23 protein-coding genes are annotated in these 21,699 nt (G+C 70.7%); 10 read left to right on the top strand and 13 right to left on the bottom strand.

The window, feature by feature from the left end; genetic code table 11:
- Window positions 1–64: 64 nt before the first annotated feature.
- A complete protein-coding gene (locus OHA34_RS24920; RefSeq protein ID WP_329519069.1) occupies window positions 65–664 on the bottom strand; it encodes a TetR/AcrR family transcriptional regulator in 600 nt (199 codons plus the stop codon).
- A 127-nt stretch (window positions 665–791) separates the two neighbouring features.
- On the opposite strand from OHA34_RS24920, the gene OHA34_RS24915 reads away from it, so the two are divergent.
- Window positions 792–1,613 carry an SDR family NAD(P)-dependent oxidoreductase gene (locus OHA34_RS24915; protein WP_329519068.1) on the top strand — a complete coding sequence of 274 codons (822 nt, stop codon included), beginning with the start codon at window positions 792–794 and terminating at the stop codon, window positions 1,611–1,613.
- A gap of 97 nt (window positions 1,614–1,710) precedes the next feature.
- Complete coding sequence (locus tag OHA34_RS24910; protein ID WP_329519067.1) at window positions 1,711–3,810, top strand: WD40 repeat domain-containing protein; 2,100 nt, start codon at window positions 1,711–1,713, stop codon at window positions 3,808–3,810.
- On the opposite strand, the gene OHA34_RS24905 is transcribed toward OHA34_RS24910, so the two are convergent.
- Window positions 3,789–4,013 (bottom strand): hypothetical protein, encoded by a 225-nt coding sequence (locus tag OHA34_RS24905; RefSeq protein ID WP_329519066.1) that lies wholly within the window; start codon window positions 4,011–4,013, stop codon window positions 3,789–3,791. The genes OHA34_RS24910 and OHA34_RS24905 overlap by 22 nt on opposite strands.
- 22 nt (window positions 4,014–4,035) lie before the next feature.
- Entirely contained in the window at window positions 4,036–4,401 is a 366-nt protein-coding gene (locus tag OHA34_RS24900; RefSeq protein WP_329519065.1) for an ester cyclase, read from the bottom strand.
- Between the two features lie 127 nt (window positions 4,402–4,528).
- On the opposite strand from OHA34_RS24900, the gene OHA34_RS24895 reads away from it, so the two are divergent.
- Window positions 4,529–4,855, top strand: a complete 327-nt coding sequence (locus OHA34_RS24895; protein WP_329519064.1) for a hypothetical protein — start codon at window positions 4,529–4,531, stop codon at window positions 4,853–4,855.
- A 183-nt stretch (window positions 4,856–5,038) separates the two neighbouring features.
- Here OHA34_RS24895 and OHA34_RS24890 read toward each other — a convergent pair whose 3' ends face one another.
- Window positions 5,039–5,263 carry a hypothetical protein gene (locus OHA34_RS24890; RefSeq protein ID WP_329519063.1) on the bottom strand — a complete coding sequence of 75 codons (225 nt, stop codon included), beginning with the start codon at window positions 5,261–5,263 and terminating at the stop codon, window positions 5,039–5,041.
- Window positions 5,264–5,614: 351 nt separating this feature from the next.
- Here OHA34_RS24890 and OHA34_RS24885 point away from each other — a divergent pair, with 351 nt between their 5' ends.
- Window positions 5,615–6,172 (top strand): hypothetical protein, encoded by a 558-nt coding sequence (locus OHA34_RS24885; RefSeq protein ID WP_329519062.1) that lies wholly within the window; start codon window positions 5,615–5,617, stop codon window positions 6,170–6,172.
- A 105-nt stretch (window positions 6,173–6,277) separates the two neighbouring features.
- Here the strand turns inward: OHA34_RS24885 and OHA34_RS24880 are convergent, their stop codons facing one another.
- The 5 genes from OHA34_RS24880 to OHA34_RS24860 all read right to left on the bottom strand — a co-directional run bounded on the left by OHA34_RS24880 (window position 6,278) and on the right by OHA34_RS24860 (window position 9,633).
- On the bottom strand, window positions 6,278–6,493 hold the full coding sequence (locus OHA34_RS24880; RefSeq protein ID WP_329519061.1) for a hypothetical protein: 216 nt from the start codon (window positions 6,491–6,493) through the stop codon (window positions 6,278–6,280).
- Window positions 6,494–6,525: 32 nt separating this feature from the next.
- Window positions 6,526–6,873 (bottom strand): ester cyclase, encoded by a 348-nt coding sequence (locus OHA34_RS24875; protein ID WP_329519060.1) that lies wholly within the window; start codon window positions 6,871–6,873, stop codon window positions 6,526–6,528.
- The gene (locus OHA34_RS24870; RefSeq protein ID WP_329519059.1) at window positions 6,870–7,298 is read right to left on the bottom strand and encodes a MarR family winged helix-turn-helix transcriptional regulator; all 429 of its coding nucleotides are present in this window, start codon (window positions 7,296–7,298) and stop codon (window positions 6,870–6,872) included. The genes OHA34_RS24875 and OHA34_RS24870 overlap by 4 nt, the downstream gene beginning before the upstream one ends.
- 89 nt (window positions 7,299–7,387) lie before the next feature.
- Window positions 7,388–9,043 carry an acyl-CoA synthetase gene (locus OHA34_RS24865; protein WP_329519058.1) on the bottom strand — a complete coding sequence of 552 codons (1,656 nt, stop codon included), beginning with the start codon at window positions 9,041–9,043 and terminating at the stop codon, window positions 7,388–7,390.
- Window positions 9,044–9,462: 419 nt separating this feature from the next.
- Window positions 9,463–9,633 carry a DUF397 domain-containing protein gene (locus OHA34_RS24860; protein ID WP_285939250.1) on the bottom strand — a complete coding sequence of 57 codons (171 nt, stop codon included), beginning with the start codon at window positions 9,631–9,633 and terminating at the stop codon, window positions 9,463–9,465.
- A gap of 8 nt (window positions 9,634–9,641) precedes the next feature.
- Here OHA34_RS24860 and OHA34_RS24855 point away from each other — a divergent pair, with 8 nt between their 5' ends.
- Complete coding sequence (locus OHA34_RS24855) at window positions 9,642–9,764, top strand: hypothetical protein (RefSeq protein WP_329519057.1); 123 nt, start codon at window positions 9,642–9,644, stop codon at window positions 9,762–9,764.
- A gap of 1,000 nt (window positions 9,765–10,764) precedes the next feature.
- On the opposite strand, the gene OHA34_RS24850 is transcribed toward OHA34_RS24855, so the two are convergent.
- On the bottom strand, window positions 10,765–11,319 hold the full coding sequence (locus OHA34_RS24850; protein WP_329519056.1) for a recombinase family protein: 555 nt from the start codon (window positions 11,317–11,319) through the stop codon (window positions 10,765–10,767).
- A 459-nt stretch (window positions 11,320–11,778) separates the two neighbouring features.
- The gene (locus OHA34_RS24845; RefSeq protein WP_285939254.1) at window positions 11,779–12,393 is read right to left on the bottom strand and encodes a TetR/AcrR family transcriptional regulator; all 615 of its coding nucleotides are present in this window, start codon (window positions 12,391–12,393) and stop codon (window positions 11,779–11,781) included.
- 147 nt (window positions 12,394–12,540) lie between these two features.
- On the opposite strand from OHA34_RS24845, the gene OHA34_RS24840 reads away from it, so the two are divergent.
- A complete protein-coding gene (locus tag OHA34_RS24840; RefSeq protein ID WP_285939256.1) occupies window positions 12,541–13,089 on the top strand; it encodes a YceI family protein in 549 nt (182 codons plus the stop codon).
- A gap of 298 nt (window positions 13,090–13,387) precedes the next feature.
- On the opposite strand, the gene OHA34_RS24835 is transcribed toward OHA34_RS24840, so the two are convergent.
- Window positions 13,388–14,734, bottom strand: coding sequence for a sensor histidine kinase (locus OHA34_RS24835; RefSeq protein WP_285939258.1), 1,347 nt, complete (start codon window positions 14,732–14,734; stop codon window positions 13,388–13,390).
- Between the two features lie 229 nt (window positions 14,735–14,963).
- On the opposite strand from OHA34_RS24835, the gene OHA34_RS24830 reads away from it, so the two are divergent.
- The 4 genes from OHA34_RS24830 (at window position 14,964) to OHA34_RS24815 (ending at window position 19,933) form a co-directional block, all read left to right on the top strand.
- A complete protein-coding gene (locus OHA34_RS24830) occupies window positions 14,964–16,445 on the top strand; it encodes a glutamate--cysteine ligase (protein ID WP_285939259.1) in 1,482 nt (493 codons plus the stop codon).
- Window positions 16,446–16,533: 88 nt separating this feature from the next.
- Window positions 16,534–17,220, top strand: a complete 687-nt coding sequence (locus OHA34_RS24825) for a response regulator transcription factor (protein WP_285939260.1) — start codon at window positions 16,534–16,536, stop codon at window positions 17,218–17,220.
- Entirely contained in the window at window positions 17,217–18,305 is a 1,089-nt protein-coding gene (locus tag OHA34_RS24820) for a sensor histidine kinase (protein ID WP_285939262.1), read from the top strand. The genes OHA34_RS24825 and OHA34_RS24820 overlap by 4 nt, the downstream gene beginning before the upstream one ends.
- Window positions 18,302–19,933, top strand: coding sequence for a DUF4153 domain-containing protein (locus tag OHA34_RS24815; RefSeq protein WP_329519055.1), 1,632 nt, complete (start codon window positions 18,302–18,304; stop codon window positions 19,931–19,933). Before OHA34_RS24820 ends, OHA34_RS24815 begins: the two co-directional genes overlap by 4 nt.
- 39 nt (window positions 19,934–19,972) lie before the next feature.
- Here OHA34_RS24815 and OHA34_RS24810 read toward each other — a convergent pair whose 3' ends face one another.
- Entirely contained in the window at window positions 19,973–21,244 is a 1,272-nt protein-coding gene (locus OHA34_RS24810; RefSeq protein ID WP_285939264.1) for a helix-turn-helix domain-containing protein, read from the bottom strand.
- Window positions 21,245–21,699: the final 455 nt, after the last annotated feature.

Below are 21,699 nucleotides of genomic sequence, written 5' to 3'. Positions count from 1 at the left end.
GGGTGGACGGACGCCCGCGTCTCGCTGGCCGGCCCTTTGAGCCGCGCGGCCCGGGTCACGCGGCTCAGGGGCGGAGCGCCTTGAGCACGTGGTCGACCAGGGCGTCGGCGTATTCGGGGGTGAGCGGTCCGGAGCGGAGCAGCCACCGCTGGTAGAGCGGGGCGTAGAGCAGCTCGAGCGCCAGGTCCAGGTCGGCGTCCGGGCTGATCTGCCCGGCCCGCTGGGCGCTGCGCAGCCGTTCCTTCTTGGCCTCGGTGACGGGACCGTCCACCTTCTCCTGGAACTGGGCGGCGAGGGCGGGATCGTTGATGATCTCGCTGTTGAGCGCCCGGATCGGCGCCTCGAAGCGGGGGTCGGCGAACTCGGCGGCGGTCGCCCGCATGACCGTCCTGAGATCGGCCTTGATGTCGCCCGTGTCGGGCAGCGCGATCCCCTCCCCCGCGGCGCCCTCGCTGAGCGCGAGGAAGGACTCGAAGACCACCGCCCCCTTGGACGGCCACCACCGGTAGATCGTCTGCTTGCCCACGCCGGCCCGCGCGGCGATCGCCTCGATCGAGATCTTCCCGTACTCCGTCTCGGCGACCAGCTCCCGCGCGGCGTCGAGGATCGCCCGCCGCGAGCGCTCGCTGCGGCGGGCCGGGTTCGGCCTCTTCTCGGTGGACACGCGGGCGAGGATAGCAGCTCTGCGAGACGAGACGATCCGTCTTGACAAAGGGGACGGGCGCAGGCAGACTGACGGCACGCGAGACGAATCGTCTCGTCTTGCTTACGACCAACGGAGGTGCAGCGCTATGACGACCGCGCGAGCATGGTTCATCACCGGGGCGTCCAGGGGCCTCGGCAGGGCCTTCACCGAGGCCGCCCTGGCCGCCGGGGACCGCGTCGTGGCCGCCGCCCGCGACCTCGGCCCGCTCGCCGATCTCGCGGCCGACCACCCCGACGGCCTCGTCCTGCTGCCGCTGGACGTCTCCGACCGCGCGGCCGTGCTGCGCGCGGCCGACCAGGCGGTGGCCGCCCTCGGCAGGCTCGACATCGTGGTCAACAACGCCGGCGGACTGCTGCTCGGCATGGTGGAGGAGGCCACCGAAGAGCAGATCCGCGCCCATATCGACGTCAACCTCTTCGGCGCGATCTGGGTCTCCCAGGCCGTCGTCCCGATCATGCGGGCGCAGGGCTCCGGGCGCATCCTGAACATCACCTCGATGGCCAGCGGCGGCGGCTTCGCCTCCGTGGGCTTCTACGGGGCCGGCAAGTCCGCCCTCGACTCGGTCACCCAGGCGCTGGCGATGGAGGTCGCGCCCCTCGGCATCAAGGTCACCAGCGTCCGGATGGGCGGGTACGACACCGGCCTGTTCACCACGGGCACCACGGTGACCGAGCCGATGCCGGCCTACGAGCCCCTGCGGACCGAGCTGGCCGAGATGTGGGGCGAGGAGGCCGGCCCCGCGCCGAGCACGGCCGCTCCGGTCATCATGGAGCTGGTCGACCTGCCCGACCCGCCCACGGCGCTGATCGTCGGATCCACCTCCTACGACCTCGTCCAGGAGCTGGAGCAGGCCAACACCGAGCAGTACCGCGCCTGGGAGCACCTCAGCCGCAAGGCCCCGGGCTGACCGGGAGCCGGACGGCGGGCGCGAATCGACTCGTCCCGCCGGATCCTGATCGGTACCGTGTCGCCATCATGATCTTGATATGGGGGGTATGAGGGCGATGGGTGCTGTTCTGACAAGGGTGGGCACGGCGGCGGGACCACTCCCGAGGCCGCTGTCCACCCTGGTGCTGCCCCGCCAGGAGCTGCACAGCGCCGTCGTGCTGCCCGATGGGGACACCTGCGTCGTCAGCGCCGAGAACGACGGCACGCTGTACGTCGCGTCCCTGGGCGAAGAGCGCGTGGTCGACCGCCTCTCGGGCCACGAGGGCCCGGTCAACTCCCTCGCCCTCGGAGGTGGCGGGCGGCTGCTGCTGTCGGCCTCCGACGACGCGACGATCCGCGTGTGGGACACCCGGTCATGGCAGGTCACCGCGGTGCTGGAGGGCCACACCGGCTACATCCGGGAGGTCGCGGCCCAGGGGATGACCGCGGTCTCCGGCGGGGAGGACGGAACGTTCCGCGTCTGGGACCTGGACGGGGCGACCTGCCGGGGCGTGTTCGACGACCACGGCGGCTCGGTCGACCGCGTGGCGATCAGCCCGGACGGCCGCCGGGCGGCGAGCGCGTCACGCGCCAACCAGGTGTTCCTGTGGGACCTGGACGAACCGCGCCTGGAACGCGAGCTCTACAGCACCGGGCAGGTCGTCCACCAGATGCCCAATGTGGAATGGCTGGGAGACACCTTCCTCCTCACCGGGGGCAACCAGACCGGTGTGGGGCACGACGACTCCCCCTCCGCGCTGCTGTTCGACCCCACGCGGGACCGGCTCTACACGGCCGCCGACGAGGTCATCTGCTGGGACCTGGCCGACGGCCGTGAACGGGCGCGCTTCCCGCGGCAGAAGATGATCAGATCGCTGGCCGTCCATCCCGACCTTCCGCTGCTGGCGGTCGGCTCGCTGCACGGCATCCAGATCACCGACCTGGACGGCGAACACGTGGCCTCCCTCGGGGCGGACAGCTCGTTCAGCGACTCCATCGCCCTGCTCGCGGACGGCCGGATCGCGTCCGTCCACAACCGGGACGGCGGCACGGTGCGGCTGTGGCCGGCCCCTGCGGGCGAGGAACGCCAGGGCGTCCGGCACAACTCAGGGGTCGACGAACTCGTCATCGGCCCCGGGGCCCGCTGGGCCGCGACCGCCGACCAGAACGACGAAGTGTTCCTCTGGGACCTGTCCAGCGGTGCCCGCATCGCCACCGTGACCGGCACGAGGGAGATCGCGTGCAGGCCGTTCTCCATGCCCGGCGGAGACCGTCTCGTGATCCCCGAGGCCGACAGGCTGCACGTCCTGCCCACCACTGGAGGGGACCCCGTCCAGATCCCCGCTGCCGAACCGGAGGACTGGGCCCATATCTGCGCCGCCGCACCGATCGACGACGACTCCGTCCTCGTCGCGCCGTACGACACCCCGCCGGAGGTCTGGAGTCTCGGCGACGGTGAGCGGTGCCCGTTGCGCGGCGACTCCGGTCTCAAGTCCAGGGGCACCCTGGCGGTGACGGGCCACTATGCCCTGGTGCCCGCGGCCCTCAACAAGGAGCATCCGCTCATCGCGCCGATGGCCGACAAGGTCACACCGTTCGGCATCCCCGCGTTGCAGTGCTGGGACCTGTCCAGCGGCGAACTCGCCTGGACTCGGCACGGTCCGATCACCGACGGCCGGACATGGCCGTGCCACAACTGGGTTCTGCCGCTGCGCGACGGTACCGCGGCCACGCTCACCGGATACGGCGAGGAGGCGTCGCTCCTCGTCCTCGACGTTCCCACCGGCGATGTGCTGCGCCAGGTCCCGGTGTCCGGGGACCGGGGCGAGCCACCGACCGAGCTGCCCGACGGCACGCTGGTCTTCGTCGTGTGCGAGAAGGAGGCGGTCCATCTGCGGGAGCTGGCGCCGGGCGCGGACCGGCTCGAGCACCGGCTGTCCCTGCCACCGGCCGCCTCAGTGCAGCTCGCACCAGGCGCTGACCTGCTCTTCCGTATGCACGAGCACGCGCTGCACCTGCACCGCCTGAGCACGGGCGAACAGCTGGCCACGGAGGAACTCCCGGCCACCGGCGACTGCCTGACGATCAGCAGCGACGGCGGCGTGGCCGTGATCGGAGACCGCGAGGGCGGCGTCCACATCTTCCACGTCGGCCCTCAGCCGACGGGCATGGCGTAGGCGAGTTCGAAGCGGTCGACCGGGACGATGATGTCGGCGGTCTCCAACGGGCGTGCGCCCATGTAGGTCCGCCGGATCACCATGACGATCGACCCGAGCGCGTCGCCGAGCTGCTCGCCCTCCGACGCGAGCCGAGGGCTTGCCGTGCACGTCCGCCCGGGTGGGCCCGTGTCGAGGTTGGCGATGCGGGCAAGATCGGGCACGACGTCTCCGCGGCCGGTCAGATCACCTGGGCGGAGTTCTGCTGGTGAGGTCGGTGAGGCCCCAGACCTCGGCGACGCGGCCGTCGCGGGTGTGGACGATCTCCAGGATGGTGGGGGGCTCGGGGGTGCCGGTGCCGTGGACGGAGGTGCGGACGGCGGCCCGGTCGCCGTCGACGAGCAGGTCCTCGACGACGACGCGGGCCTCGGGGTGGACGGCGTGGAGGGCGGTCCAGGCGCGGGTGACGGCCTCGGGTCCGGTCGTGCCGAGGGGGTGGCTGCGGAAGTCGGGGGTGAAGACGCCCTCGGCGGCGTGGTCGTGGGCGTTGAAGGCGTCGTGCAGGAGATCGCCGAGACGTTCGGCGTCGGCCGCGTCACCGTCTACCGCCACCTGGACCCCGCCAAGACCACCAAGTCCAACGAGAAGGGAGAGAGCTGATGAACACCCGCACGCTGCCCGGCCTGCTCGCGGTCGCCGCCGGCCACAGTCTGCCCTACCCGAGTGAGGGAACCGAAGCATGAGCGTGAAGCCTGCTCAGATGGTGGAGTTGATCCGACAGGTGACAGACCCGGATCCCCGCCGGCGAGAACTCAGTGCAGACTCGTCGGTGGACTGGCTACGTTATTACTCGCGATCCGATGTCATGCTGCTGGCAGGAGCGCTGTCGATCGCGGCGGCCTGTGAACAGGATCCGGCCGCCCTCGAATCCCAACTGAACGCTCTGCTGCAGCTGGGTTCCGGCGGAATGCTGGAGGCTGCCTCCCTGGAGCGCCTCCGTGACATCGACAAAGGCTCACTTCCGGGAAACCTGGTCGAATATCTGGACGATCTGCTGGAACTCTAGTCTCGATCACGCGTGCGTGAGAACGCGCGCTTCGTTGTCAGTGATTTGCGCACGAAGTTGTCAGTAGCTCGCTGGGTGCCGAGGCATGAACGGTTCGTTCATGTCGGAGTGACCTTGAATTCTCGGTAGAGAGCGGCGAAGAACTCCCGAAGCAGCTCCTCGGCGGCGTCGGCCTGGTCCAGCTCAGCGGCGCCGGTCTGGCAGGAGTACGCCCGCGCCCGCCAGGCCATGGACTCGCTGTACGAGGAGTTCGCCGACCTGGACGACCAGCGGTGGCGCGCGACGTACCTGCGGCTCACCGACGCCCACGGCGACGCCGCCGTTGACGGTGAGGGTGCACCGGAGGATCTGGAGGGTGAGGATGCCGAAACTGCCGATGACGCAAGCGCCGCCGATCACGTTCTCCATCCGGAGCAGCATGACTACATCGAAGGGCGACACTTCATGCCCGGGGCGGAAGATTTCCCCGACAAGACCTATTTCACAATTCCTCGCGAGGGCTTGGACGAGGTCACGGCGTTGACTATGGAGCAGGCCCCCAAGGAATCCCCAATACGTTGGATAGAACGGATACAATCCATCGTGCCGAAATGCCGGAATCCGTTGGGACGAAGGATATATAGGCCGCGCTGGTGCAGCTCACGGAAACTATCCACTCAATCACGTGGAGGTCATTATGAATGACCCGAATGACGTGACTGGTGAACATGGTGTTCGAGACGCATACCCCTGGAATCCGATTTATGGAGCGGAGCAGTCATGAGTGGATCCGTTGTAATTTCTTACGTGCTCGGTGAAGGGCTGGGCGATGTTCCTCCCTCACTTCCGAGTGACCAGTTGGCGATCCTGAACGCCGAAGAGTGGGTCGTCCGCGAGCGGTGGTTCCTCGGGTCGGTCGATGTTCAGGTCGGGGGCTCCGTATGGGGTTACAGGAACACTCCGCTGCTCGACTTCGCATTGGCTCTCCGCTATGCGGTCAATATCCTGGCTGCCGACGGCGCCATTGAGTTCGATGCGGAGGGGGGCCCGAACCTTCGCCTAGAGCAGATCGGTGACGCGGTGCGGGTGGTCGATATTCGCAGCGGAACGGAGGGGGAGTGCTCGTTCATCGATCTGGTGGGATCTGCCGGTCGTTTCCTGCGCAGCCTTGTTGACGAGGTCACGAAGGCTCGCCCTGATGTTCTCCTCAATGATGTGGTTCGGACGGCTTTCCGGGAGTCGGGGGCGAGGCAGTTGAATCAGGAGGCGTTCGGGCGCTATTCGCACGCGGGGCAAATTCGCGGGAAACTCCTCAAGAGGCAGGCCTCTCAGGGGTGAATTTCTTGTTCCGGTCACCGGCGACCACCTGGCGATCAGCGGCGACGGCGGCGTGGCCGTGATCGGAGACCGCGAGGGCGGCGTCCACATCTTCCACGTCGGCCCTCAGCCGACGGGCAGGGCGTAGGCGAGTTCGAAGCGGTCGACCGGGACGATGATGTCGGCGGTCCCCAACGGGCGTGCGCCCGCATAGGTCCGCCGGATCACCATGACGATCGATCCGAGCGCCTCGCCGAGCTGCTCGCTCTCGGACGCGAGCCGAGGGCTTGCCGTGCACGTCCGCCCCGGGTGGGCCCGTGTCGAGGTTGGCGATGCGGGCAAGATCGGGCACGACGTCTCCGCGGCCGGTCAGATCACCTGGGCGGAGTTCTGCTGGTGAGGTCGGTGAGGCCCCAGAGTTCGGCGACGCGGCCGTCGCGGGTGTGGACGATCTCCAGGATGGTGGGGGGCTCGGGGGTGCCGGTGCCGTGGACGGAGGTGCGAACGGCGGCCCGGTCGCCATCGACGAGCAGGTCCTCGACGACGACGCGGGCCTCGGGGTGGACGGCGTGGAGGGCGGTCCAGGCGCGGGTGACGGCCTCGGGCCCGGTCGTGCCGAGGGGGTGGCTGCGGAAGTCGGGGGTGAAGACGCCCTCGGCGGCGTGGTCGTGGGCGTTGAAGGCGTCGTACATGCGCTGGACCGCGGCGCGGGCGGCGGTCATCGGGCGGCCTCGGCTTCGATGCCCGCACGGAGGGTCGCCAGGACGCGCAGGACGGTCTCGCGGTCCTGCGCCGAGACGTCCTTCAGGAGGCGGGCCTGGTACGCCTGGTGCGACTCGTCCAGGTCGGCGGTGACGCGTTCGCCGTGCGGGGTGAGGCGGGCGAGGGTGAAGCGGTTGTCGGACGGGTCGACTCGGCGGGTGGTGAGGCCCTCGGCCTCGAACTCCTTGACCAGGCGGGTGACGGTGGCGCCGTCGAGGGAGAGGGCCCGGCCGAGGCTGCGGTGGCTGGTCTCGCCGTCGCGGTGGAGCCTCATCAGCAGGTGGAGCCGGGGCGCGCTCATGCTGACGTGGCGGGCGAACGCCTGGCGGAGTTCGGTGCAGGTGCCGCCGAACTCGCGGAAGAACACGTCATCGCTTGTTTCCATCATTCATTGTTGTCATCAAGAGTCTCAGGCGTCAAGGGATTTCCCCCTGGGCGGACGAGGCGATCGAGATCAGCACGACGACCGCCTGATCACGCCCCGGACCCGCCCGGGGCGTAGAGGCTGCGGGCCCAGCGGTAGTCGGCCTTGCCGGCCGGCGACCGCTGCACCTCGGCCACGACGCGGATCTCGCGGGGCACCTTGAACCCGGCCAGCACCGCGCGGCAGTGCGCGATCAGCTCGTCCGCGCCGACCCCTCCGGCCGTCGCCCCCGCGGCGGCCTCGCCGGACGGGTCGGACGCGGGCCCGGCCAGCGAGACGGCGGCGGCGACGCGCGCGCCGAGGCGCTCGTCCGGGACGCCGACGACCAGCGCGTCGTACACGGCCGGATGCGTCTTGAGGGTCGCCTCGACCTCCTCCACGAAGACCTTCTCGCCACCGGTGTTGATCACCAGCGAGCCGCGGCCGAGCAGGATGATCGAGCCGTCCGCGTCCACCCTGCCCATGTCGCCCTGGAGCGCCCACCGCTCACCGTCCGCGCCGATGACGAAGGTGCGGGCGGTCTTGGCCTCGTCCTTCCAGTAGCCGAGCGGGATCCGGCCGGTGCGGGCGAGCTGGCCGACGGCGCCGGAGCCGGGCTCGATCCGGCGCAGCGACTCGTCCAGCACCGCCACGTCCGCCCCGCGCGGCATGAAGCGCGGCGAGCCGTCGGCGGCGGGCTCGACCGCCTGGCCGGACGCGCCGGTCTCCGAGCCGCCGAACGCGTCCAGGACCGCCAGCAGCGAGGGGATCAGCTCGTGCAGCCGCCGCTTCACGTCCGGGGACGTCGCGGCGCCGCCGGTGCCGATCACCAGGAGCTGCGACAGGTCGTGCGCGCCGGGCCGGGCGGCGAGCTCGTCGGCGATCGGCCGGGCCATCGCGTCGCCGACCAGCAGCATGCTCTGCGCCTTCTCGGCGACGGCGGCCGACAGCACCGCCCCGGTGTCGAAGGTGCGGCCCGTCCACAGGACCAGCGTCGAACCGGAGGTCAGCGCGATCCAGGCGACCCACATCCCGGCGCCGTGCATCATCGGCGCGCAGACCATCGTGGTCACGCCGCCCTCCAGGGCCTTGCCCCCCATCTCCTCGGGCGCGGCGACCGGGTCGCCCATCAGGTTCCCGCCGAACATCGCCGACATGAAGATGTCCTCGGACCGCCACATGACGCCCTTGGGCATGCCGGTCGTCCCGCCGGTGTAGAGCAGGTAGAGGTCGTCGCCGGACCGCTCGCCGTAGTCGCGCCCGGTGGACGCGGCGGCGAGCGCGTCCTCGTAGCGGACCGCGTCCGGGACGTCCTCGTCCGACCCGTCCTCGACGACCACGACGTGCCGCAGGTGGCCGAGCCCCGCGCGCGCCCCGCCGAGCCGCGCGATCAGCGACCGCTCGCCGATCAGCGCGACCGACTCGGAGTCGGCGATCACGTAGGCCAGCTCGTCGGCGGTGTACCGGTAGTTGACGTTGACCGGCACCGCGCGCAGCTTGTACGCGCCGATCTGCGCTTCGATCCACTCGGCCCGGTTGTAGGCCAGGATCGAGACGTGGTCGCCCGGCCCCACCCCGGCCGCGGCGAGATGGTGCGCGACGCGGTCGGCCCGCTCGTCCAGCTCCCGGAAGGTCAACCGGGTGGCCCCCGCCACCAGGGCGAGGTGCCCGGGCACCGCGTCCACCACGATCTCGAACAGGTCGGCCAGGTTGAACGCGCGAGTCATCCGTCCTCCGGAGGTCTGCGGGTGCGCCGTCAAATTGGAAACATACAAGCTTGACTGTTTCTTAGACAGGGCCTATGTCCCGCGGAAAGGGCGGCGCGCATCACCCCGTGCGCTGCTCGGCCCATCGCCGGGTGAGGCCGGCGTGGAGGTGGACCCAGTCCTGTGCGCCGCCCCGGGTGGCGTGCTGACGCCATCGGGCGGCGAGGGCCCTCGCGAAATCGTCTTCGCGAGGATCTCCAGGTCCGGTGATCCCGGCGTGTAGTCGCCATGCCGCCTTCACGAACACCCGACCCTGCGGCGTATGGAGGGTGGCCGCGAAGTCGGCGTGGCCGCCGGGTCGACCGCGGTGATCGACCCGGTGCGGGCCTGGACGGCTTCGGCGAGTTCCTCGGGAAGCCGGGTCCGATCGGCGCGCATGGTCATGGGGTTGGACGCCAGGCGTCTTTGAGGGCTTGGGCGAAGCGCCGGAAGTCGTCTCGGGGGACGAGCAACTTGGGACCGCCGGGATCCTTGCTGTCGCGGAGTGCGATGACCGGCCCCTGCAAGGACGCGACCTCTACACAGTCACCTACAGATGTCGGTGAATACATTTTTCAACATGGAAATATCGTCACGCGCGGGCGAGGTCGACTGCGCCCTCGCGCTCGACTCCGAGAAGAGGCAGAAGGGCTCACTCGGCTCCACCTACGAGGACCGCGAGCAGCCGATGCTCAACCACTAGAACATAACCCCGATGCAACCTCGCGATCGAGCCCCCTGAACTGCACGAAGAGAGCCCCCGAAGCCTGGGCGGATTCCAGGGGTCGTCGCAACACAGGCGGTTAGCCGGCTCCGGCCAGGAGCTTGGCCAGACGCTCGGCCGAGGTGTCCCAGCCGAGCGTTTTGCGTGGGCGGCCGTTGAGTTCGGCTGCGGCGATGGCCGCGCAGCCCGCGCGCCGTGGGCAACCGAGAAGAGCCGACCTATGACCCAATCCAAGTAATCAATTTCGGATGCCCAAAACTGACGACCGTTATGCAATCGTTGCCGCGAGTGGAATCTATGCCCATGGCACGGTTTCTGGGATTATGGTAGATCTACCATGGGCAAAGCTGGGGCCTCTGCCCGCCTAAAGGGGGTGCCATGGCGACCGGGTCGACCGGGTCGAATCAGAATCCGGACCCTGAGCGGAATCAACGACCGCGCCGTGAATCGATGAAGATCGAGCACAAAATTGCTCTAGTTGGACTCATACTCACGATACTGACGGGGGTCATATTTCCTATTGTCAAATATCTCATGAAGGATGCGAGCATCCAGCCGCCGAAACCCTCTGGCTCCCCTGAACTCAGCGCTTCCCCATCCCCGTCCAGACCTTCTGAGTCTGGAGAGCCGTGGGGGCCGTCGGCTGACCGACGGTGGGAGGTGTACTATTTTTCGGATGTATCCAAGAATGTCAATAAGGGTATTGACGTCGATAACTCGGTCACCCTAAAAGGGGCCACACTGAGGGACTTTGTTGTACTGACAACTTCGAGCGGAAACGTACTCTTCCGCTTGAAGAATGGTTCAGTCATGTCCCAAGCGAATGATTCCTATACTCCTGGACAGTGTCGCAAAACCATGTCCACCACCCCCGCCACCCCCAACCAAGGTGGCAATACTGACATATATTTGAAGATAGACGCCCGCTACTGTCTCCGATCAAATGAAAAGAATATATACCGACTGACAGTGCGCGACTTCAGGCGTGCAATGGAAGGTGGTGAAGGTTGGGCCAATGTCTTCGTGGAGGCGGAATAGCGTAAGTTCGCACAGCACGCAGAGCTTCTCGGACGTACGCGCGCTTCTGGGACATGTCCAAGCGGTCTTCGTCGGTCTTGGAGTACCAAACGGCGCCGGATGTCGGTGATGTCGGTCCGCGCTTCCGCAAGTACGTATGCTCCCGGTGGTCGAGTCGAAGCGTGCCGATCACCTCACCGGTACACGAGTCGCCGTTGATCGTCCTCCAGCCGCACAGACGCGCGTTCCGAAGCGTCACTCTCAAGGTCTGGTTCTTCCACAGGTTGCCGCGCGGAGTAAGGACACCCGCCCGCTGCCAGTCTCGGACGATGGAGTTCACGGAGGCTCCCGCCAGCAGGCGCCGGACGGCCTTGCGAAGTAGCTCGCTCTCGACCGGATCGAGGGTCACCCTGTCGTCCCGCCAGCCGAACGGACGATGTCCCTTCTTCGGGGTTCCCTCCATGGCGCGGGCCTTGTTCCACTGGCGCGCACGGCGGCGCATCTTCTTGATCTCCACTCGGGCGTCATCCCAGGTAGAAGCCACTGCCCGGCCCCGTTTACGAGATGCCTCACCAGGGTTGGACCCTCGCCCGCGCGGTGCGGTACGGGCGGGCCGTCCACGGCCCCGGCCTGCGGTGGACGGGTCCGACCACGCGCAGACCCCCGCGCCGTAGGCGCGGGGGCCCTTGCCCCTGTGATGAACCGCCATAGCCGGAGCCCGTGAAGGGCGAGGAGTTCAGCCGGGGTGAAGCACGTCCAGATCATCCGGCGGGCGTGCTCGGAGATCCGCATCTGTTGATCTGGGTGGCGTAGCGAACGGGCGCGCCATAACTCGGGGGCGTGGGCGTTCCACAGAACGGCGGGCATGTAGTCGTAGCAGTCGAGGCAGGTCGAGAACGCGACCGGCGCCGTCCGGCACAACATCGGGCTCGGCGGCGCGGCCGTCGTCACCGTCTACAAGCCGGCCTGCTGACCCTCAGCGCTCGGCCAGCAGGCGGAGCCGGGCCTTCGAGCGCTCCCAGCGCTCCTGGGTCCGCTCCGCCGTCGCCGGGTGGACGAACTGGAGCATCCGCAGCCCCCGGATCGTCTCCAGCACCAGGTAGACGTCGCCGCGGAAGCGCGGATCGTCGACCCGGTCGCCGAACAGCGCGGTGGCGAGCTCGATGATGCTGCCGGTCACCACGCGCTCGAACTCGGCCACGTGCTCGCGCAGCTCGGGATCGGTGCGGGAGGCCACCCACAGCTCCATGGACGCCTCGAACAGCGACCCCTGATGGATCTCCCACACCAGGTCGAGCGTGTCGCCGAACCAGTCGTCGGACCTCTGGAGGGTGCCGAGGCTCCGCTCCATGAACTCGTCGGCCCGCCGCACCGCCAGGTGCTGGACGGCCGCGACGACCAGGTCGTTCTTGGTCGGGAAGTGGTGCACCTGCGCGCCCCGCGACACCCCGGCCCGCTCGACCACCCGCGTCGTGGTGGTGCCGTGGTAGCCGTGCTCGATGAGGCACTCGATGGTCGCGTCGAGCAGCGCCAGCCGGGTCGTGGCGGTGCGCTCCTCCTGCGTGCGGCGGGAACGGGCGGGCGTGGGCATGCGCACAGCGTAGCCAACCAACAAACAGTACGCCCTGTATGTACTCCGGATCCGCCCCCGGGAATACCTGAGGTTTGACACGTGCTTGAACCCTCAACTAACCTCGCCAGAGTCGTTGAAACTTCAAGCAACTCCTTGGGAGACCCCGTGAGCATTGCCACCGTCGCGCCCGGCCTGACCGCCGGCACCTGGAACATCGACCCGACCCACTCCGAGGTCGCGTTCACCATCCGGCACCTGATGACCAAGGTACGGGGCAGCTTCACCGAGTTCACCGGCGCGATCCAGATCGCCGAGGAGACGGCCGCCAGCACCGCCGTCGCCGAGATCAAGATGGCCTCCATCGACACCCGCAACGCCGACCGTGACGCGCACGTCCGTTCGGCCGACGTGCTGGACATCGAGAACCACCCGACGATGACCTTCAAGACCAGCGGCGTCCGCAGCGAGGGCGGCGACCACTTCCTCGACGGCGAGCTCACCGTGCGCGGCGTCACCCGCCCGATCTCGCTCAAGGTCGAGTTCAACGGTGTCGGCGAGGACCCGTGGGGCGGCACCCGCGTCGGCTTCTCCGCCGGCACCACGATCAACCGCCGTGACTGGGGCGTGGAGTTCAACGTCCCCCTCAAGGGCGACAAGGCGATGCTCGGCGACAAGGTCGACATCCAGCTCGAGGTCCAGGCCGTCCGCGCCTGACCCTCACCGCACTTTCGAAGGGCCGTCCACCCAACGTGGACGGCCCTTCGCGTTTCCACCCCAGCCCGCCGCCAGTCCCCCAAGCGAACCGCAGCGGCGCCCGTGCCGCCTGGACTGAGGAGCGAGGAACGAGCGACGAGGGAAGGCGGCACGTAAAGGGCGCCGCGAAGGTGAGCGGCAAACAGAGCACGAGCGACGAGGGAAGGCGGCACGTAAAGGGCGCCGCGGAGGTGAGCGGCAAACAGAGCACGAGCGACGAGGGAAGGCGGCACGTATAGGGCGCCGCGGAGGTGAGCGGCTAACAGGTGAGCGGCAAACACAGCACGAAGCGGGCGCCGTTGGGGCGGTCTTCGATGCGGAGGGTGCCGCCGTGGGCGTGCGCGATCTCGCGGGCGATGGCGAGGCCGAGGCCGGTGCCGCCGGTGCCGCGGCTGCGGGCGGTGTCGAGGCGGGTGAAGCGTTCGAAGACGCGCTCGTGGTCCTCGGCGGGGATGCCGGCGCCGTCGTCGGTGACGGCGAGGACGGCACGGTCGCCGTCGCGGGCCACCTCGACGGTGATGTGGCCGCCCGCGTACCGCTCGGCGTTGTCGAGGAGGTTGCCGAGCAGCCGGGCGAGCTGCATGCGGACGCCGCGGACGGTGACGCCGCCGGCCAGGTCGGTGCGGACGCCGACGTCGGAAGAGCGGCGGCCGATCTCGGCGGCGGCGAGGTCGGCGAGGTCGATGGGTTCGTGCGCGGCGGTGCCGCCGGTGCCGATGCGGGCGAGCAGCAGCAGGTCGGTGACGATCGATTCGAGCCGGTCGGTGTCGCGGAGCGCGGAGTCGACGACGGCGGGCAGGTCGGTGTCGCCCGGGTACATCGAGGCGTCCTCGAGGTTGGCGCGCAGCCCGGCGATGGGGGTGCGCAGCTCGTGGGAGGCGTCGGAGGCGAACTGGCGCTGGCGGGCGACCGCGTTCTCCAGCCGGTCGAGGGTGCGGTTAGCGGTGCGGGCGAGCTGGGCGATCTCGTCCTCGCCGGGCGGTTCGGGGACGCGGCGGCTGAGGTCGGTGGCGCTGATCTCGGCGAGCTGGGCGCGGATCGCCTCGACCGGGCCGAGGGTGCGGCCGACGATCCGCCAGGTGACCCAGGCGACGAGCGCGGCCAGGGCCAGCACCACGGCGCCGAACAGCGCCTCCAGGAGGCCGTTGACCAGGTAGGACGGCATCGGTTTGGACGCGTACACCACGACCGAGTCGGGCGCGGTGGTGACCCTGATCACCTCGACCAGGGAGCAGGATCCGCCGGGGCCGCGTCCGCGGCATTCGACGAAGTCGTGGATCCGGACGGCGCTGGAGGGCCAGAGCCGGGCCAGGGGGCCGCGCCCGGCGGCGGCCGGGGTGGCGTCCAGGACGTGCCCGCCGGGGCCGACGACCTGGACCAGGACCCGTCCGCCGGTGTCGTCGGGGATCGGGGTGGCCAGGGTGCCGTCGCGGACGCCGCCGCTGGCCTTGCGGGCGGCGATCTGCGTCTCGCGGAGCAGGTCGCCGTTGACGGTGTCGCGGACGGAGAGGTCGACCGCGGCGGCGATCGCGCCGAACACCAGGGCGGCGAGCACGGCGGCGACGAGCGTGTCGCGAGCCCGGATCGAGCGGGGCCGCATCCGCATCGGGTTCTCCTGCGGTTCGTCGGGGGTTCCGGCGCTTCTTGCGGCGCCGCCGGGCGGGAGGGGCCGCCCATCGCAGAGTGTCACGGCCGGTGGGGCCGCCGCTTCGGATCCGACCTACGCTACCGGCCGGTCACATATCGGCTCGCCCGATAAACGGCTCCGGGTTTCCGCCGGCCTCGGACTGGACATCCGTTTTGTGACGGTTCCCTCTAAGTACTGGGATGGACGCATGGGCAGGGACGTGTCCCCGGTGACCATCAGTGGCGAGGACCGGCGCCGCTACCGCGACAAGGTGCGGCGCTGCCTGGACGTGCTGGCCCGCATGCTGGGCGAGTCACAGTTCGAGTTCGACCGCCCGCACATCGGACTGGAGGTCGAGCTCAACCTGATCGACGCGCTGGGCGACCCGCTCATGCGCAACGCCGACGTGCTCAAGGCGATCGCCGATCCGGCCTGGGCCACCGAGCTGGGCCAGTTCAACCTGGAGATCAATATCCCGCCGCGCGAGCTGGGCGGCGAGGGCGCCGGCGAACTGGAGACCGAGGTCGCCGCGCAGCTCGCGCACGCCGACGACCGGGCCCGCGAGGTCGGCGGGCGGCTGGTGATGATCGGCGTGCTGCCGACGCTGCGCCGCACCGACCTCGGTGAGGAGACCCTGTCGTCCAACGCGCGGTACCGGATGCTCAACGACCAGATCGTCGCGGCGCGCGGCGAGGAGCTGCACATCGCGATCGACGGACCCGAACCGCTGCGCCTGCACACCGACTGCATCATGCCCGAGGCGGCGTGCACCAGCGTCCAGTTCCATTTGCAGGTCAGCCCGGAGGAGTTCGCCCCCTACTGGAACGCGGCGCAGGCGATCGCCGGTGCGCAGGTCGCGATGGCGGCCAACTCGCCGTTCCTGTTCGGCCACCGGCTGTGGCACGAGAGCCGGATCACGCTGTTCGAGCAGGCCACCGACACCCGGCCGGACGAGCTGAAGGCGCAGGGCGTGCGGCCCCGGGTGTGGTTCGGGGAACGGTGGATCACCTCGGTGTTCGACCTGTTCGAGGAGAACGCCCGCTACTTCCCGTCGCTGCTGCCGCTGTGCGATGACGAGGATCCGCTGGAGGTTCTGGAGGAGGGCGGCATCCCTGAGCTCGGCGAGCTGTCGCTGCACAACGGCACGGTCTACCGCTGGAACCGTCCGATCTACGCGGTGGTGAACGGGCGTCCCCATCTGCGTGTGGAGAACCGCGTGCTCCCGGCCGGTCCGACCATCGCCGACGTCATCGCCAACGGCGCGTTCTACTACGGCGTCGTCCGGATGCTCGTGGAGGAGGAGCGTCCCGTCTGGAGCCGCCTGTCGTTCGCCACCGCCGAGGAGAACCTGCACCGCGCCGCCCGGAACGGCATGGAGTCCACGCTCTACTGGCCAGGGATGGGCGACGTGCCCGCCGCCGAGCTCATCCTGCGCAGGCTGCTGCCGCTGGCCTACGAGGGGCTCGACCGCTGGGGCGTCGACCCGGCCCGCCGTGACCGGCTGCTCGGCATCATCGAACGGCGCTGCGTGACCGGACGGACCGGCGCGGCCTGGCAGATCGGGACCGTCGACGCGATCGAGAAGTCGTCCGGCGCCGATCGGCACGAGGCGCTGCGGCTGATGACGCGCGGCTACGTCGAGCACATGGACACCAACGAGCCCGTCCACACCTGGCCGATCGGGCCCTGACGCGCGGCCCGCCCGGGGCCCGCGGTCTTCACACAAACCACACAAACCACGCTCGGACCATCCGCACCGCGCTCCTAGAGTCGGGCTCGTGACAGCGAACGAGCAGCGCATCCTGGTCGTCGAGGACGAGCCTACGATCGCGCAGGAGGTCGCGGCCCGGCTCACCGCCGAGGGCTTCGCGGTGCGGGTCGCCGCGGACGGCCCCGCGGCGGTCGAGCTGGCCCGCGAGTACGAGCCGGGCCTCATCGTGCTCGACGTCATGCTGCCGGGCTTCGACGGGCTGGAGGTGTGCCGCCGCGTCCAGGCCGAGCGGCAGGTGCCGGTGCTGATGCTCACCGCCCGGGACGACGAGACCGACATGCTCGTCGGCCTCGGCGTGGGCGCCGACGACTACGTCACCAAGCCGTTCAGCATGCGCGAGCTGGTCGCCCGCATCCGCGCGGTGCTGCGCCGCGTCGACCGTCCGGCCGCGAGCCCCGCCCCCGGCCCGCTGCGCGTCGGCCCGCTGGAGATCGACGCGCGGGCGCGGCGGGTCCGCCGCGACGGCCGGGAGGTGCACCTCACCCCGACCGAGTTCGACCTGCTGGGCTGCCTGGCCCGCAACCGGGGCGCGGTGCTGACCCGGGCGGTGCTGCTCGAACAGGTGTGGGACTGGGCGGACGCGTCCGGCACGCGGGTGGTCGACAGCCATGTCAAGGCGCTGCGCCGCAAGCTCGGCTCCGGCCTGATCCGCACCGTGCACGGCGTCGGCTACTGCCTGGAGACGGCGCCGTGAGGGTCTTCCACGACCTGTGGGCGAAGCTGCCCCGGCCGCTCGACCCGCTGCGCTCGATCAAGGTCAAGTTCGGCGTGGTCGCGGCGGTGACCGCGTGCACCGCGACCCTCATCGTGCTGTGGGGCTACCTGCTCGGCTTCCGGGCGCGGCAGACGCTGCCCGTCGGGATGTTCATCTCGCTCGGCGTGATGCAGCTCATCGCGCACGGCATGACCGCGCCGCTGCGCGAGATGACCGCGGCGGCCAGGGCGATGGCCCGCGGCGACTACAGCCGCCGGGTGCGCGCGACCTCCCGGGACGAGGTGGGCGAGCTGGCCCACGCGTTCAACCGGATGGCCACCGACCTCGCCGAGGTCGACCGGCAGCGGCGCGAGTTCGTCGCCAACGTCTCGCACGAGCTGCGCACCCCGATCAGCGCGCTGCGGGCCGTCCTGGAGAACGTCGCCGACGGCGTCACCCCGGCGACGCCCGAGGTGCTCGAATCGGCCGTCGAGCAGACCGACCGGCTCGGCCGCCTGGTCACCCAGCTCCTGGACCTGTCCCGGGTGGACGCCGGTGCGGTCGCGCTCCAGACCGGCCGGATCGACATCACGGCGTTCGTCGCCGACGTCACCGCCGAGGCCGCCGCCGGGCACCCCGGGGCGCGCTTCGACGTCGACGTGCCCGCCGGGCTGCACGCGCTCGGCGACCGCGACCGGCTGCACCAGGTCCTGGCCAACCTGCTCGACAACGCCGCCCGGCACAGCCCGCCGGACCGTCCCGTCACCGTCACCGCCCGCCCTCTGCCCGACCGGCTCCGCGGAGGCGACGCGCCCGGGGGCGAGCCGCCCGGCGGACTCCGCGGGCTCGTCCTGGAGGTGTCCGACGAAGGGCCGGGCATCCCGCCGAGCGAACGGGACCGCGTCTTCGAACGCTTCTCGCGCGGCGCCGCCGCGCACGCCACCCCCGACGGCGGCACCGGACTGGGCCTCGCCATCGCCCGCTGGGCGGTCGACCTGCACGGCGGCGACATCCACGTCGTCGACACGCCCCGCGGCTGCCGCATCCGGGTCGCCATCCCCCCGACCCCTGGAGAATCGACGTGATCAACACCCCGCCCCCCGGCCGTCCCGGCCCGGCGGCGAGCGCGACGCCGCCGCTGCGCCCGAACGGGCTGCCCGAGCCCATCAGGCTCACCCCGGTCCTGGTGGACCGCCTCTTCGAGAAGTGGCACGACCCCGCACGGCCGTTCTCCCCCGCCCTGCTCGGAGGCGTGCTCGCCGCCGGGGCCGTCGGAGTCGTCGCCCTCGGCGGCGGCTGGAGGGACGGCGCCCTCCACAACGGCCTCAACCTCGTCCTCGCCGCCGTGGCGATCGCCTGCGTGGCGCTGCCCGCCGCGTTGTCGGCCGGACGGATCGTGGCCGCCCCCGGCCGCCGCACCGCCCGCGACCCGCGCGGCCGATCCAGGATCAACCGCACCGGGCTGGCCTTCTGCCTGCTGGCGCTGGCACTCGCCGCGCTCGCCGCGTTCCGCGACTCGCCCTGGGTGGTCGGGCTCGGCGTGCTGCTCGCCCTGCCTGTCGCCGCCTACGGGGTCACGGGCGGACGGACCTGGACCGAGGTGATCGGCGGCGGGCTGGTCCTGCCGTTCGTGCTCCCCCACGCGGCGCCGTGGGTCGCGCGGGGCGTCCGCGGCACCGTCACGTCCGGGCGCTTCCGGCTCGGGCCGATCGTCCGCACCGGGCTGATCGCGGGCGCGCTGCTGCTGGTGTTCGGCGGGCTGTTCGCCAACGCCGACGCCGCGTTCGGCGACCTGGCCAAGGGCCTGGTCCCCGACGTCTCCCCCGCCGCGCAAACGTGGCGGATCGTCACGGGCGCGGGTACGGCCTTCCTCGCGCTCGCCCTCACGTCGCTCGCGATGGCCCCGCCGCCGCTGCGCGTCCTCGCCCCGTCCCGGCCGGCCCCGGCGGGCCGCTGGACCTGGGCGGTGCCGATCGCCGCGCTCGACCTGCTCTTCTTCGCGTTCTGCGCGATCCAGGCGAACGTGCTGCTGGCATCCGACCGGGACGAGGTGCTGCGCTCGACCGGCCTCACCTACGCCGAGTACGCGCGGCAGGGCTTCTTCCAGCTCGTCATCGTGACCGTCCTGGTCCTCGCGGTCGTCGCGTTCGCGGTCCGCTACGCGCCCCTCGGCACCCGCCGCGACCGGGCCCTCGTCCGCACCCTGCTCGGCCTGCTGTGCGCGCTGACGCTGGTCGTCGTCGCGGTCGCGCTCCGCCGCCTCTACCTGTACGAGGAGAACTCCGGCTGGACCCGGCTGCGGCTCTGGGTGCACGCCTTCGAGCTCTGGCTCGGCCTGGTCGTGGTGATGGTCGCGGCGGCCGGCGCCACGTTCAAGGCGTCCTGGCTGCCGCGCGCGGTCGCGGCGAGCGGCGCGGCGGCGTTCATCGGCCTCGCCGTCCTGAACCCCGACGCGTTCATCGCCGAACGCGACGTCTCCCGCTTCGAGCACACCGGCCGGATCGACCTCGGCTACCTGAGCGGGCTGTCGGCCGACGCCGTCCCGGCGCTCGACCGGCTGCCGGAGCCGCAGCGCTCCTGCGCCCTGCGGGAGATCGCCTACCGGCTCACCCGCGACGAGCCCGGCCTGGCCGCCAACCTGGCGCGGCACGACGCCCGCGCCGTGCTGCACCGCCGCCCCGTGGCGTCCGCACCGTGCCGGGCGCCCGGCTGAAGGACCTGAGCACCGGCGCCCCGCCGGACGCGCCGGTGCTCAGGAGCGGCGGAAGGAGACGATCTCCGCGGAGTCGCCGACGGCCTCGCGCGCCGGCGGGATCAGGTGCTCGCCCGGGTTGTCGGCCAGCAGCGCGCGGGCGCGGAGCACGATCTCCAGGTCGAAGCGCAGGTCGGGGTCCAGGAGCTGGTCGCCGAACAGCTCCTCGAGCTGGCGGAGGCGGTAGCGGACCGTCTGCGGGTGGACGTGCAGCCGCATCGCGACCTCGTTGGCGTTGCGGCCGGACTGGAGCCAGGCCAGCAGGGTCTCGGCCAGCCGGTCCTGCTGGCTGGCCCGCAGGTGGGCCAGCGGCTCCAGCCGCAGCGCGGCCAGCGAGGTGATCAGATCCTCGTCCTGGAACAGGATCAGCGTGGACATGTGCTCGACGCTGCGGATCACGCCGGTGTCGGCCTCGATCACGCCGCGCCGGACCAGGCCGAGCGTCTTGCGGGCCCACGCGCTGGACCGGCCCGCCTCGGCGAGCGGGACGGTCGGGCCGACGACGGCGAGGGTGCCGCTCAGCGCCCGGTCGACCAGCTTGGCGCGGCCGGGCCCGTCCGGGTCGGGGACGATCAGGCTCGGGGTGCGGCGGGTGAGGTCGGCGAGGATGTCGGGCGGGAACGCCGACTGCCGGGCGTCCTGGCGGCCGAGGGCGACGGCCGCGATGGTCCGCGGGACCGGCCAGTGCGCGGCGGCGGCCAGGTCGGCGATGGCCTCGGGCGCGGCCGGCGGGTCCGACAGCAGCAGTTCGAGCAGCCGCTGGCGGCGGCGCTGCATCTCCCCCGCGACGGCGGCCTTGGCCTGCGCGAACCCCTCGGCCGCGGCGGCGGCCAGCTCGTCCTGGAACATCAGCAGGGCCTCCCCGACCGCGCCGAGCATCCGCGACGACACGTCCTCGTTGGCCGCGCCCTCCGCGATCCGCCGCCAGGCGATCATGCCGCCGACCCGCATCGCGGTCTGCATCGCGTCCAGGCTGCGGCCCTCGCCGGCCTCGCCGCGGCCGATCGCGCGGAAGAAGTCGTTCACCGAGGTCAGCTCGTGGCCGGGGTCGGCCACCCGGTCGACGAAATAGTGCAGCACGCGCTCGACCGCCAGCCGGAGCGTGCCGGAGTAGGAACCGTCGCCGGGCCGATCGTACTCGCGCACCCGCGCCTGGATCTCCTGGATCATGTCGTCGGCCACCGCGTCGAGATGGGGCCGCATGTGATCGGCGAGCTCCCGGGGCAGCTCCGCCCAGGGCCGGCCTTGTGAGATGGGTCCCTCGTCCGCCACGTGGCCCTTCCCTTCCCCCTGTGTTGCGCGCCGGACACGAGGGGTAATTACTTACTTATGTTGGGCATGTGGGAAAAATGATGACCCTCACTGGCGTCCGGGCGCAAAGTCCAGGTCGATAGAAGACCAGATTCGGCCGGGGGAATGACGAGATGTTACAGCGCGACCACGCTCCCCCACCTTTTCGGAGCGCTACGGCCGACAGAGGCCTGCCGATCGTTCGGGCGCTCTCATACGAGATGCGGCGCCATCCGGCCCCACCCCACACCCCCGCCTACCCGGCCCCTCGAATCGGGGAGGGCGGGGACTCTCGGGGTGGGGGGCGCGTCCCGCACGAGACGGCGGACGTTATGTGGCGGGAGCGTGGGCCCCGTTGGGCGCGACGCCCCCGTACGCCTGTTTGATCTCGGGCTGACCGCGCATCGGCACGATGGAGCCGGTCTTCGATCCAGAAG

The sequence above is a fragment of the Spirillospora sp. NBC_01491 genome, from assembly GCF_036227065.1.
In the GTDB taxonomy this organism is placed as follows: domain Bacteria; phylum Actinomycetota; class Actinomycetes; order Streptosporangiales; family Streptosporangiaceae; genus Spirillospora; species Spirillospora xylanilytica.
Note: the sequence above shows the minus strand (reverse complement) of the source record. Positions and strands in the feature narration are given on the sequence as shown.